Source organism: Streptomyces sp. NPDC005799 (assembly GCF_040630525.1).
GTDB classification, from domain to species: Bacteria; Actinomycetota; Actinomycetes; order Streptomycetales; family Streptomycetaceae; genus Streptomyces; species Streptomyces griseorubiginosus_B.
Genome location: NZ_JBEXXQ010000003.1, coordinates 313,231 through 331,616 on the forward strand (window position 1 = coordinate 313,231; position 18,386 = coordinate 331,616).

At 72.4% G+C, this 18,386-nt stretch carries 19 protein-coding genes and 1 pseudogene; 8 read left to right on the plus strand and 12 right to left on the minus strand.

What is annotated here, in order from left to right; translation table 11 throughout:
• Positions 1-75: 75 nt before the first annotated feature.
• On the minus strand, positions 76-525 hold the full coding sequence (locus tag ABZ453_RS05145; RefSeq protein WP_359011683.1) for a DUF3037 domain-containing protein: 450 nt from the start codon (positions 523-525) through the stop codon (positions 76-78).
• A complete protein-coding gene (locus ABZ453_RS05150; RefSeq protein ID WP_359011685.1) occupies positions 522-1,286 on the minus strand; it encodes a HipA family kinase in 765 nt (254 codons plus the stop codon). The genes ABZ453_RS05145 and ABZ453_RS05150 overlap by 4 nt, the downstream gene beginning before the upstream one ends.
• 155 nt (positions 1,287-1,441) lie before the next feature.
• On the opposite strand from ABZ453_RS05150, the gene ABZ453_RS05155 reads away from it, so the two are divergent.
• Complete coding sequence (locus tag ABZ453_RS05155) at positions 1,442-1,948, plus strand: Rieske (2Fe-2S) protein (RefSeq protein ID WP_359011687.1); 507 nt, start codon at positions 1,442-1,444, stop codon at positions 1,946-1,948.
• On the opposite strand, the gene ABZ453_RS05160 is transcribed toward ABZ453_RS05155, so the two are convergent.
• On the minus strand, positions 1,935-2,591 hold the full coding sequence (locus ABZ453_RS05160; RefSeq protein ID WP_359011689.1) for a cysteine hydrolase: 657 nt from the start codon (positions 2,589-2,591) through the stop codon (positions 1,935-1,937). The genes ABZ453_RS05155 and ABZ453_RS05160 overlap by 14 nt on opposite strands.
• Before the next feature lie 140 nt (positions 2,592-2,731).
• Here ABZ453_RS05160 and ABZ453_RS05165 point away from each other — a divergent pair, with 140 nt between their 5' ends.
• A complete protein-coding gene (locus tag ABZ453_RS05165; protein WP_359011691.1) occupies positions 2,732-3,199 on the plus strand; it encodes a pyridoxamine 5'-phosphate oxidase family protein in 468 nt (155 codons plus the stop codon).
• Between the two features lie 34 nt (positions 3,200-3,233).
• Here ABZ453_RS05165 and ABZ453_RS05170 read toward each other — a convergent pair whose 3' ends face one another.
• A complete protein-coding gene (locus ABZ453_RS05170; protein ID WP_359011693.1) occupies positions 3,234-4,136 on the minus strand; it encodes a LysR family transcriptional regulator in 903 nt (300 codons plus the stop codon).
• Positions 4,137-4,210: 74 nt separating this feature from the next.
• Between ABZ453_RS05170 and ABZ453_RS05175 the strand changes: the two genes are divergently transcribed.
• Positions 4,211-5,140 (plus strand): DMT family transporter, encoded by a 930-nt coding sequence (locus ABZ453_RS05175; protein ID WP_359011695.1) that lies wholly within the window; start codon positions 4,211-4,213, stop codon positions 5,138-5,140.
• Between the two features lie 241 nt (positions 5,141-5,381).
• Here ABZ453_RS05175 and ABZ453_RS05180 read toward each other — a convergent pair whose 3' ends face one another.
• Complete coding sequence (locus ABZ453_RS05180; protein WP_359011697.1) at positions 5,382-6,713, minus strand: aminotransferase class I/II-fold pyridoxal phosphate-dependent enzyme; 1,332 nt, start codon at positions 6,711-6,713, stop codon at positions 5,382-5,384.
• A gap of 64 nt (positions 6,714-6,777) precedes the next feature.
• Here ABZ453_RS05180 and ABZ453_RS05185 point away from each other — a divergent pair, with 64 nt between their 5' ends.
• Together ABZ453_RS05185 and ABZ453_RS05190 are read left to right on the plus strand one after the other, a co-directional pair.
• Positions 6,778-7,461, plus strand: coding sequence for a pyridoxamine 5'-phosphate oxidase family protein (locus ABZ453_RS05185; RefSeq protein ID WP_359011766.1), 684 nt, complete (start codon positions 6,778-6,780; stop codon positions 7,459-7,461).
• A complete protein-coding gene (locus ABZ453_RS05190; RefSeq protein WP_359011699.1) occupies positions 7,461-8,090 on the plus strand; it encodes an FMN-binding negative transcriptional regulator in 630 nt (209 codons plus the stop codon). The genes ABZ453_RS05185 and ABZ453_RS05190 overlap by 1 nt, the downstream gene beginning before the upstream one ends.
• A gap of 78 nt (positions 8,091-8,168) precedes the next feature.
• Here ABZ453_RS05190 and ABZ453_RS05195 read toward each other — a convergent pair whose 3' ends face one another.
• A complete protein-coding gene (locus tag ABZ453_RS05195) occupies positions 8,169-9,173 on the minus strand; it encodes an EamA family transporter (protein ID WP_358604446.1) in 1,005 nt (334 codons plus the stop codon).
• Positions 9,174-9,340: 167 nt separating this feature from the next.
• Positions 9,341-9,886 (minus strand): Clp protease N-terminal domain-containing protein, encoded by a 546-nt coding sequence (locus ABZ453_RS05200; RefSeq protein WP_359011701.1) that lies wholly within the window; start codon positions 9,884-9,886, stop codon positions 9,341-9,343.
• Positions 9,887-10,240: 354 nt separating this feature from the next.
• Between ABZ453_RS05200 and ABZ453_RS05205 the strand changes: the two genes are divergently transcribed.
• On the plus strand, positions 10,241-10,669 hold the full coding sequence (locus ABZ453_RS05205; protein WP_359011703.1) for an SRPBCC family protein: 429 nt from the start codon (positions 10,241-10,243) through the stop codon (positions 10,667-10,669).
• A gap of 64 nt (positions 10,670-10,733) precedes the next feature.
• Here ABZ453_RS05205 and ABZ453_RS05210 read toward each other — a convergent pair whose 3' ends face one another.
• The 4 genes and pseudogenes from ABZ453_RS05210 to ABZ453_RS05225 form a co-directional block, all read right to left on the minus strand.
• On the minus strand, positions 10,734-11,372 hold the full coding sequence (locus ABZ453_RS05210) for a PadR family transcriptional regulator (protein WP_356768058.1): 639 nt from the start codon (positions 11,370-11,372) through the stop codon (positions 10,734-10,736).
• 123 nt (positions 11,373-11,495) lie between these two features.
• Positions 11,496-11,708, minus strand: a pseudogene (locus ABZ453_RS05215) (hypothetical protein); the annotation flags it as partial.
• A gap of 142 nt (positions 11,709-11,850) precedes the next feature.
• Complete coding sequence (locus ABZ453_RS05220; protein ID WP_359011705.1) at positions 11,851-13,491, minus strand: thiamine pyrophosphate-binding protein; 1,641 nt, start codon at positions 13,489-13,491, stop codon at positions 11,851-11,853.
• A complete protein-coding gene (locus ABZ453_RS05225; protein WP_133047491.1) occupies positions 13,488-14,273 on the minus strand; it encodes a cyclase family protein in 786 nt (261 codons plus the stop codon). The genes ABZ453_RS05220 and ABZ453_RS05225 overlap by 4 nt, the downstream gene beginning before the upstream one ends.
• A 179-nt stretch (positions 14,274-14,452) precedes the next feature.
• Here ABZ453_RS05225 and ABZ453_RS05230 point away from each other — a divergent pair, with 179 nt between their 5' ends.
• A complete protein-coding gene (locus tag ABZ453_RS05230) occupies positions 14,453-15,262 on the plus strand; it encodes a PhzF family phenazine biosynthesis protein (RefSeq protein ID WP_359011708.1) in 810 nt (269 codons plus the stop codon).
• On the opposite strand, the gene ABZ453_RS05235 is transcribed toward ABZ453_RS05230, so the two are convergent.
• A complete protein-coding gene (locus ABZ453_RS05235; RefSeq protein ID WP_359011710.1) occupies positions 15,259-16,059 on the minus strand; it encodes a type II CAAX endopeptidase family protein in 801 nt (266 codons plus the stop codon). The two genes, ABZ453_RS05230 and ABZ453_RS05235, sit on opposite strands and share 4 nt — an antisense overlap.
• A 187-nt stretch (positions 16,060-16,246) precedes the next feature.
• Between ABZ453_RS05235 and ABZ453_RS05240 the strand changes: the two genes are divergently transcribed.
• A complete protein-coding gene (locus ABZ453_RS05240; protein WP_359011712.1) occupies positions 16,247-18,016 on the plus strand; it encodes a substrate-binding and VWA domain-containing protein in 1,770 nt (589 codons plus the stop codon).
• Positions 18,017-18,386: the final 370 nt, after the last annotated feature.

An 18,386-nucleotide genomic window follows, 5' to 3' on the forward strand; every position in this document is an offset into this window, starting at 1 on the left:
TTAGTACCTTCGTCGCACGTGACGCTAGAAGCCATGGCACCCGGTGTCAACGTCACGCGGCTGCGGTGTGATCCATTACCTCACCAGCAGGTCGAGCAACCGCTCGGTCTCGGCCGCCGGATCGGTGGTGAGCCCAGTGTGCACCGGTCCGGGCTGGACGACCGTCGAGCGCGGCGCGACGAGCCAGCGGAAACGCCGTCCGGCGTCCTCACCCGCGGCCTGCCCCGCCCCCTCTCCCCCGCCGCAGACGCGCTCGACGGCCCCGAGCGCCGCCCGGATCCCGGCCACGTCGGCCCCCGGGTCGAGGGCCAGCAGCCGCGCCTCGTCGAGGTGGGTGCGGGCGCCGACGTACCGCTGGGCGCGGCAGTAGAGCAGCACGCCGGCGTTGATGCACTCGCCGCGTTCGACGCGGGGCACGACCCGCAGCAGGGCGTACTCGAAGACGTCCCGGTCGTTGGCCTCGCTGCCGCGGATGATGTGCCGCTCGACCACGGAGCCGGCCATGTGGATGTGGCGGTCGCTCACTTGCCCTCCTCCATTCCCCTCACGCGCGTGTGGACGTCGGCGGCGCGGGCGAGCAGCACGCGCGCGTAGGCGTGCCGGAGCCCGTCCGGGGTGCCGAAGCCGGGTTCGTCGGCCAGCCAGACGTCCGGGATCTGCGCGGTGACCTCGGCCAGGAGGTCCTCGGTGACCCGGGGGCCGAGTTCGGCGGCGGCGCCCACGAGGTCGGGGCGGAAGCGGGCGAGGGCATGATCGGAGGCGTCGTAGGGGCGGGCGGCGGAGGCGTCGGCGCCGGGCCAGTTGTGGTGCCAGATCATGGTGGCGCCGTGGTCGATGAGCCACAGCTCGCCCTGCCGGACCAGCAGGTTGGGGTTGCGCCAGGACCGGTCGACGTTGTTGATCAGGGCGTCGAACCACAGGACGCGTCCGGCCTCCTCGGGGCTCACCTCGAAGGCGAGCGGGTCGAAGCCGAGGGCTCCGGAGAGGAAGTCCATGCCGAGGTTGGTGCCGCCGCTCGCCCGCAGCAGGTCCTGTACCTGCTGCTCGGGCTCACCGAGACCCAGCACCGGATCGAGGCCGATCGTGACCAGGCGGGGCATCCGGAAGCCCAGCCGGCGGGCGAGTTCCCCGCAGATCACCTCCGCGACGAGCGTCTTGCGGCCTTGGCCGGCGCCGGTGAACTTCATCACATACGTCCCGAAGTCGTCGGCCTCGACGAGTCCCGGCAGCGAGCCGCCCTCACGCAGGGGTGTGATGAAGCGGGTCGCGATCACTTCCTTGAGCATCGCCCCAGGTTACTGGCCGACAGCGAACCGACAGCTCCGGTTTACCCCGCCCTGAACTCGAACGCGTTTAGATCTCGACATCGTCTGAACAACCCATGCGCGAACGCCGTACCCCTGGACGATCCACAAAGCCCGCAACGAAGGGAACCGTCAGCATGACGACCAGCGAACCGCTCCAGCCCGTCCCGGCGCCGGCCCGGCGTACCGTCGTGGCGGCGGTCGGCGCCGCCGGACTCGCCGTCGCGCTGACCGCGTGCGGATCCTCCGACGACAACTCCTCCAGCTCCTCGGACACCCAGGCCGGCGCGAACGCGAACAACGGCGGCGCGGCCGGCGGCGACGCGAGCGCGAGCGCCTCGTCCGGCTCCGGCGGCGGCGCGGCCCTGGCCAAGACCGCCGACATCCCGGAGGGCGGCGGCAAGATCTTCAAGGACAAGTCCGTGGTGGTCACCCAGCCGGCCTCGGGCACCTTCAAGGCATTCTCGACCAAGTGCCCGCACCAGGGCTGCGCGGTCTCCAGCATCTCCAACGGTGTCATCGTCTGTCCCTGCCACGGCAGCGAGTTCTCCGTGACGGACGGCAGCGTGAAGAAGGGCCCGGCCACCACCGGTCTCACCGCCCAGAACGTCACCGTCAGCGGGGACTCGATCACGCTGGCCTGATCCGCGCCCGCCGCGGCCCTTCCAGGCAGCCCAGCACCTCCGCCGTGGTCGCGACCGTGGCGACCAGGGCGAGGGTGTTGCGGATCATCGCCGGGGTGTACTCGGAGGGCACTCCCGCTATGGCGTCGGAGGGCACCACGACCGCGTAGCCGCGGTTGACCGCGTCGAAGACGGTGTTGGGAACGGCCACGTTGGCCGAGACCCCGGCCACGACGAGCGTCCGGCAGCCGAGGTTGCGCAGCAGCGGGTCGACGTCGGTGCCCTGGATCGGCGACAGCCCGTGCAGCCGCCGTACGACGAGGTCCTCCTCGGCGACCTCGATGGGGGCCGCCACCCGCACCGCCGCGGTGCCGGACAGCTGCTGGACGGGCAGCCGTTCGGCGGCGCGGAAGAGGCGGGCGTTGCGGTTGGCGCCGCGTCCGTCGGGGCGCCGCTCGGCGATGGCGTGGATGACCTGGACGCCGCCGGCGTGGGCGGCGGACACGAGCCGTGCCACATTGGCGAGGACGCCCGACCGGCGTGCCTCCAGGGCGAGTTCGGGCAGTGCGCTGTCCGGGCCGACGACACCCTGCTGGCACTCGACGGTGAGCAGCACGGTGGTGGCAGGATCGAGGAGTTCGCTGAGCTGTTCGCGGGACGGCACGGTTCCCCCTCGTCTCCGGCGGCTGGAGCGGGCGAGCGTAGCGACCATTGCGCATGGACGGAAGACGACCCATGCTTTTCTGACGTGATGTCAGAGGATCACCGGACCCTCTGGCACTTCGTGAGAGAAGAGGGGGACGCATGACCGTCACTCAGCGCCGCGGCCGCAAGATCATGATGACGCCGGGCGAGCTGGACGAGTTCCTCACCGGCCAGCGCACCTGCCGGGTGGCCACCGTGTCGGCGGGCGGGGCCCCGCATGTCAGCGCGTTGTGGTTCGCCTGGGACGGCACCTCGGTCTGGCTGTACTCGGTGGTGCGCAGCAAGCGGTGGACCGACCTGCGCCGGGACCCGCGGGTCGCGATCGTGGTGGACTCGGGCGAGGACTACGACGAGCTGCGCGGCGTGGAGCTGTCGGGAACCGTGGAGTTCGTGGGCGAGTTCCCGCGCACCGGCGAACTGCGCGCAGAACTCGACGTCCCGGAGACCTTGTTCGCCCGCAAGAACTTCGGCCTGGAGGAGATGCCGCACGACGGCCGGCACGCCTGGATCCGGCTGACGCCCGAGAAGATCGTGTCCTGGGACTTCCGCAAGCTGGGTGGCGCGTAGGCGAGTTGCGCGGGGACAGGCAGGCGCGTCGGGATCAGCCGGCCTTCTTCGCCGCCTCCTGCAGCGCCTCCACCGCCGCCCGGATCGACGGGCGGCGGTCGGCGTCCACGCGCCATACGGCGTAGACGTACCGGTGCACGCGGTGCCGCACGGGCGCGGCACGCACTCCGGCCGGCATCGGGTCGCGGCCCAGCCGCGGCGCGACGCAGACCCCCAACCCGGCGGCCACCAGGGCGAGTTGGGTGTGGTGCTCCTCGGCTCGGTGGGCGATGCGCGGCTCGATGCCCTTGCTGCGCAGGGTGTAGAGCAGCCATTCGTGGCAGAACTCGCCCTCCGGCCAGACCACCCATTCGTCCTCGCTGAAGTCGTCCAGGTCGACGTCGTCCCGGCCGGCCAGCGGGTGTCCCGCGGGCATGGCGATCTCCACGGGGTCGTCCAGGATCGGCGCCTTGGCCAGCCCGTCGGGCATGGGCAGCGGCTTGTTGTACCAGTCCAGGACGACGGCGAGGTCGGCGTCGCCCCGGAGCACCGCGTTCACGCCCTCCGCCGGCTCCAGCTCCCGCGAGCGCACCCGCAGCGCCGGGTGGTCGTCGCGCAGCGCGGCGAGGGCGGCCGGGAAGAGCCCGCGCAGGGCCGTCGGGAACGCGACCAGCCGCAGCTCACCGACCACCTGCCCGCGCTGCGCCTCCAGATCGGACTGGGCGAGCTCGACCTGCGACAGGATCCGCGCCGCGTGTTCGGCGAGCAGCCGGCCCGCGTCCGTGAGCCGCACGCCCCGGCCGTTCTTGGCCAGCAGCCGCTGGCCCACCTCCCGCTCCAGCTTGGCCATCTGCTGTGAGACGGCCGAGGTCGTGATGTGCAGCCCCGCGGCCGCGCCGCTGACCGAGCCGTGCCGGGCGAGGGCGTCGAGGGTGCGCAGGCGCTCCAGGTTCAACATGTAAGCGATGCTACGAGATATTCCTCGCGAATTCTCGATTGTGCTACGAGGTGCCGTCCATCATCGTTACGGCCATGACCACCGCCACCGCGACCACCCGGGCCCCCGCCCGCCCCGCCGCCCGCCGCCCCTCCCTCGACTGGCGGCTGCGCTTCGGCACGCTCTCCCTGATCTGGGGCTTCAGCTTCCTCCTCATCAAGGTCGGCACCCAGGGGTACGCGCCGTTCCAAGTCACCCTGGGGCGGCTGGTGTTCGGTACGGCGGTGCTCGCGGGGGCGATGGCGGTCAAGCGGGAGCGGTTGCCGCTGGGCGCGCGGACCTGGGCGCATCTGGCGGTCGCGGCGTTCCTGCTCAACGCTCTGCCGTTCTCCCTCTTCGCCTACTCCGAGCTGACGATCCCCTCGACGCTGGCGGGCATCTGCAACGCGACCTCGCCGCTGTGGGGCATGGCCCTGTCCCTGGTCGCCCTCTCGGAGGACCGGCCGACCCGCGTCCGGGTCGCGGGGCTCGGCATCGGCTTCCTCGGCGTCCTGACGGTCCTCGGCGCCTGGCAGGGCTTCCACGGCCTGGACGCCACGGGCACGGCGATGGCTCTGACGGCCTCGCTGAGCTACCCCGTGGGCTGGATCTACGTCCGCCGCGCCCTGGCCGGCTCCAGCCACTCGAACCTCTCCCTGACGGGCGCCCAGTTGCTGCTGGCGACCGCGCAACTGGCCGTGGTGACCCCGCTGTTCACCTCCCTCCCCACCCGCTTCCCGGCCCTCCCCCTTCTCGCGATCGCCGCGCTGGGCGCCCTGGGCACCGGCCTCGCCGTGCTCGTCCAGTACGGCCTGGTAGCCGAGGTCGGACCCACGACGGCCCAGATGGTCACGTACTTCATCCCGGTCATCGCCACCGCCGCGGGCGTGGCGGTCCTCGGCGAGTCCCTGACCTGGTCGACCCCGGTGGGTACGGTGATCGTCCTGGCGGGTGCGGCACTGACCCGGGTACGCCGTCGCCCCTGAGACACGGGCCCGCGCGGGCTCCGGGGCAACCTGGGCGGCGGTCGCGGGGATTGCTCGCCGCGGCGCCTGCCGGTCTGGTTCCGGGTGCCCGCGGTGACAGCGGGCGGGGTGGCCGGCGCGGCCAGGTGGCCGGTCGCGGGGGGTTCGCGAATGGCTGTCGCGGGGTTCGCGCCACGCGCCCACCGGCGGGGGCGTTGGAAGGAGCGTCGGTGAGCGAAGGCCCCGCGGTGACGGCGCCGGCTCAGACGTAGGTACGTGTGGGCGCCGGTCCCAGGGCCCGGGCGACCGCGTCCGCCAACAGGGGTGTCTCCTCCGGTGTGAGTGTGGAGACCGTGATGCGGATGCCGGGCGGGGCGCTCATGCGGAAGCGGGCTCCCGGGGACACCGCCCAGCCGGCGTGCAGAAGGCGGGCGACGGCGCCCGTCTCGTCGGGGACCGGGATCCAGACGTTCATGCCGCTGCGGCCGTGCGCGGCGACGCCCCGCTCGGCGAGTGCGTCGATCAGCAGGTCACGGCGTTCCCGGTAGGCGGCCGCCACCGCGGAAGGGTCGAGGGCGTCGTCGGTCCACAGGTGCACCACCGCCCGCTGGACGATGCGGCTGACCCAGCCGGGGCCCAGGCGGTGCCGGCCGGTCACGCGATCGACGGTGACCGGGTCGCCGGTGAGCACGGCGAGGCGCAGGTCGGGGCCGTAGGCCTTGGCGACCGAGCGGACGAGGGCCCAGTGCTGGGTGACGCCGGCCAGGGGGTGCAGGGGCAGGTCGACGATGCCGTGGCCGTGGTCGTCCTCGATCAGCAGGGTCTCCGGGTGCTCCCGCAGCACGGCCCGCAGGGCACGCGCGCGTGCGGCGGTCACCGCGGCGCCGGTCGGGTTCTGGGCGCGGTCGGTGACGACCAGCGCCCGGGCGCCCGCTTCCAGGGCCCGGCGTACGTCCTCGGCCCGCGGCCCCTCGTCGTCGACACCGACCGGGGCCGTGCGCAGTCCGAGTGCCGGGATCAGGTCGAGCAGGCTGCCCCAGCCGGGGTCCTCGACGGCCACGGTGTCCCCGGGCTTGAGGTGGGCCGCGAGCACCCGCTCGATGGCGTCCAGCGAGCCGGACGCGACGGCCGGCGGCCCGTCCGGCACACCGTCGGCGTCCAGGCGCGCACGGGCGATGCGGGCCAGCTCTGGCTCGATGAGGGCGTCCCCGTACAGCACGGGGTCCCGGTCGCCCTGCTCGGCGGCCGCCGCGAAGGCTTTCGCCAGCGGCGGCAGCAGCGCCGGGTCCGGGTTGCCGCTCGCCACGTCCCGCACACCCTCGGGCACGTCCATCCGTGCGTACTCGCGGCCCGTGGTCGCCGGCTTCGACCGCACCCGGCTCCCCCGCCGCCCGGCCGTCTCGATCACCCCGCGCTCCCGCAGGATCCGGTACGCGGCCGCGACCGTGTTGGGATTCACCCCGAGCTCGACCGCCAACTCCCGCATGGGAGGCAGCGGTTGCCCCGGCTCCAGCTCTCCCGAACCCACCGCGCGCTCGACGCTCGCCGCAATCTCTGCTGCGCGTCGCCCTTCGATCCGATATCCTCCTAGCACAAAGCAGATTATGCACTAGTGCAATATGCCGCGCAAGACGCAGCAACGAGTTCTGGAGAACGCCATGCAGGGGACCGCCCAGCCGACGTCGCCGCCCGCCGCCTACACGCCGACCGACCGCACCGTCCCCACCCGCTCGGCGGACCGGGCGTCGTACGACAGGGAACTCGTGCACGCGATACTCGACGAGGGATACGTCTGCCACCTGGGCTTCGTGCGCGACGGGCGGCCGGTGGTGCTGCCGACGCTGTACGGGCGGGTCGGCGAGCGGCTGTACGTCCACGGCTCGACCGGCTCGCGTCCGCTGCGGATGACCGGACAGGCCGACCCGGGGCTCCCGGTCTGCCTGACGGTGACGCACGTCGACGCGCTGGTGCTGGCCCGCTCCGCCTTCCACCACTCGATCAACTACCGCTCCGTCGTGGTCCACGGCATCGCCCACGACGTCACGGACCCGGAGGAGAAGCGGGCGGCCCTGGACGCGCTGGTCGACCACGTCGTGCCGGGCCGCGCCGCCGACGCGCGCCCCGCGAACAAGAAGGAGCTCGCGGCCACCGCCGTCATCCGCCTCGACCTCGACGAGGTCTCCGCCAAGCTCCGCACCGGCGGAGTCAACGACGAGCCCGAGGACCTCGCCCTCCCCCACTGGGCCGGCCTCGTCCCGCTGCGCAAGGGGTACGACAGCCCCGAGGCCGACGCGGACCTGGCCCCCGGCATCGAGCTCCCCGACTACCTGGCGGTCCGCTGATGCTGATCCACCCCTGGGACGCGGCACGCGACGACACCGAGTGGCAGCGGTGGCTTGCGGTCCACGACTTCGGACAGCTCGCCGTCAACGGCCTGCCCGGCGAGGCACCGTACGTCCAGCCGCTGCACTTCCTCTACGACGACGGGCGCGGCGAGGTCCTCACCCACCTGGCCCGGCCCAACCCGCTGTGGCCGGCGCTGGAGGCGAACCCGGACGTCGTACTGAGCGTGGTCGACGACTACGTGTACGCGCCGGGCTACTGGCAGGCCATGCCCGGCACACCGTCCGAGCACGGAACGCCGACGAGCTACTACGCGGCGGTCCAGCTCCGGTGCCGCGCGCATCTGGTGGACGAGCCGTCCGAGAAGGCCGAGCTGCTCAACCACCTGGTCGACCACTTCCAGCCGGAGGGCGGCTCGGCGCGGGTGGCGGTGGGCGAGGTGCCGTACGGCAGGATGCTCGCCGGTCTGCGCGGGATACGGCTCGACGTCGTGGACGTCCGCGCGAAGTTCAAGTACGCCAACCACAAGCCCGAGGTGCACGAGCGGGTGGCGGCCGCGCTGACGCAGCGAGGCGGTCCGCGTGACGCGGCCGCGCGTGCGCATCTGGCGCGCAGGCACGGGGTGTGACACCAACTGCCGTACTGACGCTGATCATTGAGAGAGGGGCCGCACGGGGGTGGGCCCCTCTCCGCATACCCGCTCCGGCTAGGCGGCCGTTCCCCTGGCCGACAACTCGCGTTCCGGGCCGCCGCCGGCCACCGGGTCCGGGGAGGGCTTGGCCGGTGCGGAGGACTGGGCGATGAAGGCGCCCACGAGAACGACCGCGCCGCCCGCGATCTGCGGTGCCGAGAGGTGCTCGCCGAGCAGCACCCAGGCGAGGACGGTCGCGATGACCGCTTCCAGGCAGGCCACGACGCCCGCGACCTGCGGCGAGAGCCGGCGCACCGACAGCACGCCGGTGACGTAGGCGAGGACGGTCGCGATCAGCACGATCCATGCCAGCAGCAGGCCGGCAGCGACCGGGGTGCCGTTCATGTGCGCGGTGCCCGACAGCACCGACCAGTCCATGGACCAGGGCCGGGCGACGGCCGTGAGCACGAGGGCTCCGATCAGCAGGCCGTAGGCGATGACGCCCAGCGGGTCCGGGGCCTCCTCACCGGCGTCGCTGCCCTGGTCCGACAGGACGAAGTAGCCGACCTGACAGCAGGCGGCGCCGAGCGCGAGCAACAGGCCGAGGGCGTCGAAGCTCAGGCCCGACCAGACCTCGACCACACAGGCCAGACCGCCGACCGCCAGGACCACTCCCACCGCGGCGGCGCGAGTGACCGGCCGCCGCTGCACGAACCGCACCCAGCCCAGCACCAGGGCGGGCGCGAGGTACTCCACGAGCAGCGCGACCCCGACGGGGATGCGCGAGAGGGCGGCGAAGTAGCAGGCCTGCACCCCCGCCACCGCGAGCAGGCCGAACCCGGCGAGCAGAGCGGGGCGGCGGAACAGCAGCGTACGGTGGCGCACCGCGACCGGCAGCATCACCAGGGCCGCGCCGGTCACCCGCAGCCACACCACGTGCAGCGGGTCGAGCCCGGCCTCGATCAACGGCTTCGCCGCGACGCCGGACCCTCCGAAGGCGAGGGCGGACACGAGCGCGAGCCCGAGCCCTACGCCCTTGCCGCGACCGGCCTGACTGCTCTGTGAGGTGCGCACCGGCACATGATGACAGGCGACGACAGGAGCGTCACCCCCGATGACACCTGTCTCACCGGATGGACGGTCCGGCACCCCTCCGCGGCGGACCGTTCCGGCCCGATGCGCCGAAGCCGGCCGGCCCCCTCCGGGCCGATGTACTCAGCGGCCGGACCACTCCGGCCCGGCACCACTCACTGGCCCGACCACTCCGGCCGGGCGAGCCGGTCCTCGATCCGGACGAGCACCTCCTGCGGGTCGATTCCGGCGCGGGCCAGCACCTCGACGGCCCGCGCCTGCGGGTCCACGAGGATCGCCGCGAGCAGGTCGACGCCGAGCGCCGCGTCCTCGCCCCGGCGGGCGGCGCGTCCGGCGGCGTCCTCCATGGCACCCGCGGCCAGCGGCGAGAATCCCGCGCCCTCGGCCACCACGGGCACGGCGCCGGAGTCCTCGATCAAGCCCTGCCAGCGCAGCCCGTAGCCGATGCTGCGCTGCACGAGATAGCCGAGCAGCCGGGCGTTCTCCGCTCCGTCGTCGAAGACGGCGCGCACCTCGGGGTCGTACTCCAGAAGCGAGTGCAGCAGATGGGCGGTGTCGATCTGCCGGTCCCCGTCGCGGACCGCGCGGCGGCGGGCACCCGAGACCACCGCTGCCAGTGCGGCGCTGAGCTTGGCATCGTTGTCCGGGCGAGGACCGACGGCCGGCTCCTCGGCCTGCTGTCGGGGGATACGGGGTGGCACATCCCCCACCTCATCAGTCCCCGGCGTCCGCGGTCATCCCCGGGGGGAACCATTTCCGCGTCCCACGGAGAGTGGACGGCGAACGCCGGAATCTCCTCCTTGCGGATGAGATCAGGTGGCTTTACCCGCAGGGACGCGCGCCGCCTTGCCGTGCGCCGGATGTGCAACCGCGGCGCTCCGTGCGTACCGGCTGGAAGCCCTGGAGGGCGGTCTGCCCGCAGACCTGTTCCGGGACGCCTGGCACGGCCATGACGGGAGCGCCTTCCCAATTTCTGACGGCTCGTCAGTATTGAATGTTGCGCCCCCTGCCGTTACTTTCCGCGACACCACAGCCCGACACGAAGAGGTGGTCGCATGCCCGAAATCAGCGCGGAGGCACGGATCGAGGCGCCGGCCGAGAAGGTGTGGGCACAGCTCACGGACTGGCCCGCGTACGGCGAGTGGAACGCCACCCACACCAGCTTTCCGCAGGGCGGCCCGGCGGCGCTCGAAGTGGGCGCGACCTTCCAGGAGAACATGAAGCTGATGGGCTTCCCGGCCGAGGTCGAGTGGACCGTCTCGGAAGTGGAACCGGCTCGGCTCTTCGTGATCACGGGCAAGGGGCCGATGGCCGTGAGCCTGGCCACCCGCTACACCCTGACCCCCGACGGCGACGCCACCAAGGTCCGCATCGACGGGGAGTTCACGGGCGCCGCGGTGACCCTGATGGCGGGCAAGCTCAGGGACTCGGGAACCGCCGCCCTCAACGAGTCGCTGCGCAAGCTCGCCGGGTTGGTGTCCTGACCGCCGGAGACGGGAAGGCGCCCCGCGGATCGCTCCGTGGGGCGCCTTCGTCGCCGTAGGACGCTCAGTCCTCGTCGGCGAGGATCAGGTACAGCTTCTTGCGGGCCTCGTTGATGACGGCCAGCGCCTTGTCGCGCTGCTCCTTGCTGCCGGTCTTCCAGACCTGTCCGAAGGCCTCCATCAGACCGAAACCGGCCTGACGGATCTCACCGAGCGCCTCGAAGTCGATACCGCGGGAGGCTTCCTCCCAGGGCGCGTCCGGGCCCTCGTCGGCCGCGGCGCGGCCGGACTCGGTGAGGGAGAACAGCTTCTTGCCGCCCTCGCTCGCGCTGGTGATCAGACCCTCGTCCTCCAGCAGCTGAAGGGTGGGGTACACCGAGCCGGGGCTGGGCTTCCACGCCCCGCCGCTGCGCTCGGCGATCTCCTGGATCATCTCGTAACCGTGCATCGGACGGTCCTTGAGCAGGGCCAGGATCGACGCGCGTACGTCGCCTCGCCGTGCCCTTCCCCTCGGTCCGCCGCGTCCTCGCGGCCCCCAGGGGCCCGGGCCGAAGCCGGGTCCGCCGAAACCGAAGCCGCCGCGCGGGTCGCCGCCGGGTCCGCCCGGCCCGAAGGGGCCGAAGGCTCCACGCCGACCCTCGAAACCACCCCGACCACGAGAGCCGGGTCCACCGTGTCCACGTTCGAATCCATGGGAACGCATCGCAATCACTCCATTCATTCGTTGATCTGTCGCGATGCGTCAACGATATATCGGAACCGCTCGCATGACAACCCCCTGCCGAGAGACGGCGGCGGCGGTGGTGGCGGTCCTACCTCGCGTTTCTCAGCCGTGGAGATCCAGAAGCCAGTCGGCGACGAGCGCGGGGTCCCCGTCGGCGAAGCCGGTCATGGCGTCGACCCGGTGGAGGAGTGCGTGGCCACGATGGTGGGCAGCCACCCACTCCTGGTCGAGCTGAGTGATCGGGTCGTCGACCCAGACGAAGGGGCGTCCGGCCGCGACCCGCGCGAGAGCCACGGTCTTCCAGTTCAGTACGCCGACCTCGTACTCCTCCCGCGCGTCCGGCAGTTCGCCACCGGGAGCTCGGGCCGTGCCGTCGATCGATTCTCGCCAGCTGGGCGTCGACGTCCAGGAAGAGCAGCGGGCGGTCCGCCCGGGGCAGGGGCCGCTCCGGGTCCGGTCAATGGCCTCGGAACGCCTCCTCCAGCCACCAGGAGCCGTGGTCCCGGGTCACCTTCGCGTCCACGAGGAGCGGGGCCGAGCGGGGGCCGGCCACCCAGTCCGCCACCGCCTTGAGGTCGGCGGGGGTGCGTACCGTCGCCGCCTCGAAGCCGTAACCGCGCGCGATCGCGGCGATGTCCGTCTCGGGGAAGGTGACCGTGTCGAGAGGGTGGCCGTGGGGGCCGAAGTGATGGACCTCGGCGCCGTACGCCTCGTCGTTGTAGACGACCACCACCATCGGCAGCCCCAGGCGGCGCACGGTGTCGAGTTCCACCGCGCTCATCAGCGCACCCCCGTCACCCAGCGCGGCGACCGGCAGCCGGTCCGGGCGGGCCAGGGCCGCGCCGATCGTGGTGGCGAGCCCCAGGCCGATCGACTGGAACGCCTGCGTGAAGCAGAACCCGTCCTGGTCCGGCACCGAGAGGTACGCGCTCGGGTAGCCCATGAAGTTGCCCGAGTCCACGCCGACGATCCGCTCGGCGGGCAGCATGTCGTCCAGGGCGATGCTGAGCGTGCGCGGGTCGATCCGCTCCCGGGTGCTCTCGTCCTCGTACGGCACGTCCCGCCACCGCGCCCGCGCCGCGAGCGCCTCGGCGACATCGGGAGCGCGGTATCCGTCCCGCTCCCCGCCCGCCGCCTCCAACGCCCGCACGGCCGTCCGGGTCACGTCGCCGGTGACGCCGAGGGCGATCTCCCGGTGTGCGCCGAGCGCCTCCGGGTCGTCGTCGACCTGTACGACCGTCGCGTCGGCGGCGATGAGGTTGCCGTGCCGCATGGTCCACATGTTCAGCGCGCAGCCCCACCCGACGATCAGGTCGGCGCCCTGGATCAGTTCGACCGCGAGGGGCGACGCGAAGCCCCCGGAGACGTCGAGGGACCACGGGCTGCCGTGGAAGAGGCCGCGCGCCACGGCGGAGGTGGCCAGCAGGGCGCCGTGACGGTCGGCGAGTGCCGTCAGCGCGTCGCGGGCGGCCGGTGTGCGGGCACCGCGCCCGGCGACGAAGACCGGTCGCCGGGCGCGCTCGAGGGCGCGTACGAGGTCGGCGACCGCCCGTTCCGAGGGCTCGACGGGTTCCGGTCCGGGCAGGGATACGGCGTCCAGGGAGATCCCGGCGGGCACGTCCAGGGCCTGCACCTCCAGGGGCAGGTTGAGCAGGACCGTGCGGCGTTCGTGCACGGCACGGCGCAGGGCGGCGCGGGCCTGGTCGACCGCGTCGTGCGCCGTGGTCAGACGGGCCGAGACGGCACCGACGGAGTGCGCCAGCACCGCCTGTTCGACACGGAAGTTGGAGTGCTGCGCGGTCGCCTCGGCGGCCAGCACGAGCAGCGGCGTACGGCTCTTGGCGGCCTCGGTGATGCCGGTCAGGGCGTTGGTCAGGCCGGGCCCCTGGTGGACGCTGAGCGCGGCGACCGTACCGCTGGTGCGGGCGTAGGCGTCGGCCATGGTCGCCGCGCCGCCCTCGTGCCGGGCGGCGACGAAGCGGGCGCCCGAGGCCACCATGGCGTTGGTGAGGTGGAAGTTGCCCGAGCCGACGACCCCGAAGACATGGTCGACCCCGGCCGCGGTGAGGGCCCGTCCGACGGCCTCGGCGACCTTCACGACCGCTCCACCAGGGCCAGTACGCGCGCCGGGGCGCCGGAACCGCTGACGATCGGCAGCGGTCCCGCGATGACGACGGCGCCGGTCGGGGGCAGGGCGGCGAGGTTCTGCAGCTGGGTGAGCCCGTATTTGTCGGCGCCCAGGAGGTAGGAGTGGCAGGGGAACGCCGGCTCGAAGGAGTGCGCCCGCCCGGCGTCCGTACCGACGGTCTCCGTGCCGAGGCCGATGACCGGGGCCTCCTCGGCCACCCAGCGGGCGCACTCCGGGGAGAGACCGGGGGTGTGCGGGCCGTTCTCGTCGGCGTTGAGGAACTCCTCCTGCGCGTGCGAACGCGCGTCCCAGCCGGTGCGCAGCAGCAGCCAACCCCCTTCGGGCAGGGGGCCGTTGTCGGCCTCCCAGGCCTTGATGTGGTCCACCTCCACGAGGAAGTCGGGGTCCTTGGCGGCCTGTTCGGAGAAGTCCAGCACGGCCGCCGGCGCGATGAGCCGCCCCGTGGGAACGGAGGCCACGTCCGCGAGGTCCCTGCCGGTCACCCAGTGGACCGGGGCGTCGAAGTGCGTGCCGGTGTGCTCGCCGCTGCGGAAGTTGTTCCAGTACCAGGCCGGTCCCCGGTCGTCGTACCGGCTGATCTCCTCCAGCTCGAAGACCTGCGTCTGCCCGAACTGCGGCGGCAGTTGGATCACGGGAGTGGACGGCGAGAGCGGCTGGGTCAGGTCGACGAGCTCGATGGATCCGCTCCGCAGCCCGGACAGCAGGGCGGCGAGCACGGACGACTGGGACATGACGGCCTCCTGGAACGGGGCAGAACTGCCAACGCCTGTCTGTACAGGGTGTCAGCGTCTCCCGGATCGTCCAGAGGCGCAGCATGAACCGGCAAGACGGCCACGGCGGTCCCGGAAACAGGCCAGTGGTCGCGAATTGGCCTTGGGCCAGGGAGCCACGGGGTCCTAGCGTCGACGGCATGCGTATCCGAATCGTCGACGCCTTCACCAACCGTCCCTTCGCGGGCAACCCGGCCGGGGTGCTGCTCCTCGACTCCTTCCCGGACGACGAGCGGCTGCAGAGCATCGCGCTGGAGGTGAACCACGCGGAGACGGCGTTCGCGCACCCGCTGCCCGGGGGCGGTGAGGCCGACTGGGCGCTCAGGTGGTTCACGCCGGCCACCGAGGTCGCCATGTGCGGCCACGCCACCCTCGCCACCGCCCACGTGCTGCACTCGACCGGCGCGCACGAGGGCGCCGTGCGGTTCGCGACCCGCAGCGGCGTGCTGGTCGCGACACCCTCGGAGGACGGGTCGATCACGCTGGACTTCCCGACGGCCCCGCTCACCCCGGTCGAGGCGCCGGACGGGGTCGCCGAGGCGCTGGGTGCCCAGCCGCTCTCCGTCCTCGACACCGGACCGGACATCGGTGACCTGCTCGTGGAACTCGCGGACGAGAAGACGATCCACGGCCTGTCCCCCGACCTCAGGGCGCTGGGCGCCTACTCCGAGCGCGGCATCATCGCCACGGCCCGCGCCGAGGACACCAGCCGGGGCTACGACTTCGTCTCGCGCTGCTTCTTCCCTAACGTCGGCATCGACGAGGACCCGGTCACCGGTAGCGCCCACACCGCGCTCGCCCCCTTCTGGTCGGAGCGCCTGGGCAGTCCCGTTCTCACCGGCCTCCAGGCCTCCCCCCGCTCCGGCCGCGTCCGCACCGAGCTGCGCGGCGACCGCACCCTGCTCACCGGCCGCGCGGTCACCGTCATCGACGGCGAACTGCTCGCCTAGGCGGTCGGCAGCCAGCCCACCTTGCCGGCCAGCAGCGCATAGCCGACGAACGCCCCGATGTCGAGCAGGGAATGCGCCACCACCAGGGGGCCCACCCGCCCCCACCGCCGGTACAGGTAGACGAAGACCACGCCCATCACCATGTTGCCGAGGAAGCCGCCGATGCCCTGGTAGAGGTGGTAGCTACCGCGCAGTACGGAACTGGCCACCAGCGCGGCCCCCGGCGTCCAGCCCAGCTGCCCCAGCCGGCGCAGCAGATAGCCGACCACGATGACCTCCTCCAGGACCGCGTTCTGGATCGCGGAGAGGATCAGCACCGGGTACTTCCACCAGACGGAGGGCAGGGCCTCCGGCACCACGGTGAGGTTTGCTCCGAGACCGCGTGCGGCCAGGTAGAAGGCGATTCCGGTGCTGCCGATCACCGCCGCGATCGCGGCGCCGCGGGTGAGGTCGGGCCAGGGGCGGGTCCGGTCGAACCCGATGGTGCGCAGGCTTCCGCCCTCGCGCAGCAGCAGATGGGCGACGAGCGCGACCGGGACCAGGGCGGACGCGATCCCGAACAGCTGCCAGGCGAGATCCAGCCAGGGGCGGCCCGGCGCGGCCGAGGCGTTCATGGTCGCCGCCTGGTCCTTCAGTCCGCCCGGTTTCGTGACCGATCCGATAAAGCTGATCAGGGCGGACAAACCGCTCGCACCGAGCGAAAGCCCCAGAACGAGCAGGGTCTCGTCCCGGAAGATCCGTCGCGAAAGCCGCTCGGGCGGAAAAGAATCAGCCACCCCACCCGTCTCTGCCTGCACACCTGACTCCAATTCAGTAATCCCGCCTCATCGTCACCGTCACGCCGCTAGGGTCTCGAAAGAAGTTGCGAAGTTCGTGCGTGACAGGCCGTTGGGGGGACGGACGCCGTACGGGGCGTACCTCCCCTTTTGCATGCCATACGGCCGTATCGCGGCACGAGGTTCAACAGGGAGGGGCACCACCGTCATGGGACGTCACAGCTTGCCCGATCAGTATGGGGCGGGCGCGAGCGACCCCCGTCCACGCGCGCGCCGCCGCACGGTGGCCGTCGCGACGGTTCTCGTGCTGACCGTGGCCGGCGGCACGGCGGGTGTCGTCAAGAGCGGACTGCTCTCCTTCGGCTCGTCCTGCCAGGATCACGCCGTGCGGCTGAATCTCGTCGCCTCCCCGGACATCGCGCCCGCGCTGGGTGTCGCGGCGAAGCAGGCCCGCGAGGACAAGATCACCTCCGACGGGCGGTGCGTCGCCGTGTCGGTGACCTCCCGGGACTCGTACAAGGTCGCGGACGTGCTCCAGGCCGGCAGGAAGACGGACGCACAGGTGTGGGTGGCGGACTCGGATCTCTGGGTCGACCGGATCACGGCGAACACCGCGGCGACCGACGTGACCCCGGCGGGTGCCGTCGCCTCCACGCCGGTCGGCGTGGCCATGGTGCCGACGGCGGCGAAATCCCTGGGCTGGCCGCAGAAGACGTACAGCTGGCTGGAGCTGGCCGGCGCGGCCCTGCAGGGCGACTCGCTCAGGCTCGGCGCGGCCGACCCGGCGCGCAGTGCCACCGGACTGCTGGCGCTGACCCGGCTGACCACGGCCGCCGCCAAGCTCAAGGGCGGGGACACCCAGGCCGCGGCGATGATGAAGACGCTCTCGCAGCGCACCTCGGACACCGACGCCCAGGTCGTGGAGACGCTGCCCCGTGACTCCTCGGGCACCGAGCTGGGCAACCCCAAGCGCAACGAGGCGCTGATCCTCACCGAGCAGGCGGCCTACACCTACAACTCCTCGGCCGACGCCGACGCCGGGCTCGACATGTTCTACCCCAAGGACGGCTCGCCCCAGCTGACCCACCCGTACACGTTGGTCGGCCAGCTGACCACCGACCAGAGCCGGGCCGCGCTGCGGTTCATGAACTACCTGCGCCAGCCCGAGCAGCTGCGCCTGCTGCAGAAGCACGGCTTCCGCACCTCCGACGACGGGGCACCGCGGGCGGTGGTCGCGCGCGCGGGCGGCAGCAGCCCGCAGCCGTACGACGCCGAAGCCCCCGAGCCGGATTCCGACACCGCGCTCCAGGAGGCCCTCGGCACCTGGACGATCACGGTGCAGAGCGCCCGGATCACCACGGTCGTGGACGCGTCCTCCTCCATGTCGGAACCGGTGTCGAAGACGGGCCAGTCCCGGATGGACGTGACCAAGGCGTCGCTGCTGCAGGCTCTGGCGACCTTCACCCCCGAGGACGAGATCGGGCTGTGGGACTTCTCCACCAAACTCGACGGCGACAAGGACTACCGCGTCCTTGTGCCGACCGAACGCCTGGGCGACCAGAAGGGTGGCGGCACCGTACGGGACGAGCTGTCCGCCGCGTTCACCTCCCTGAAGCCGGTACCGAACGGCGCGACCGGCCTGTACGACACCACGCTCGCCGCCTACAAGGCGGCCACCTCTTCATATGTGCAGGGGAAGTTCAACGCCCTGGTCATCCTCACCGACGGCGTCAACCAGGACCCCGGCAGCATCTCCCGCGGCGGGTTGATCAGCCAGTTGCAGAAGCTCACCGACCCCCAGCGTCCGGTGCCGCTGATCATGATCGCGGTGGGTCCGGACGCCGACCGGCAGGAGGCCCAGGAGATCGCCGAGGCGACCGGCGGCTCGGGCCAGTCGGTCAGCAACCCCGCCGACATCCAGTCGGTGATGCTGAAGGCGATCGTCGCGGCCGGGGCCGAGGGCAACCCCGACGACTGACGAGCCACGACCCGTCCCGACGCGGGCCCAGCGAAGGCAGCCCGGCCGCCGCCCCGCTCGCCCGGCAAAACCGCCCCCCGGCAGGCAACGCCCCGTGGACCGGACACCGTCCGACCCAGCGCCCCTCACCCGGCAGGCACGGGTTCCGGCAGCCCCACGGGCCAGCTGTGCACCGGCTCGACGACTGACGAGCCGCGCCCCATCCCGAAGCCGGCCCGGGCGAGGGCAGCCCGACCGCGCCCCCTCAGCCGGCGACACCCACTCGGAACGATCCGCGCGGCCCGGGCCGAAGGCAGCCCGGCCGCTGCCCCCGCTCGCCCCGGCGAAACCGACCCCGGCGCGCCACGCCCCGTGGACCGGGCACCGTCCG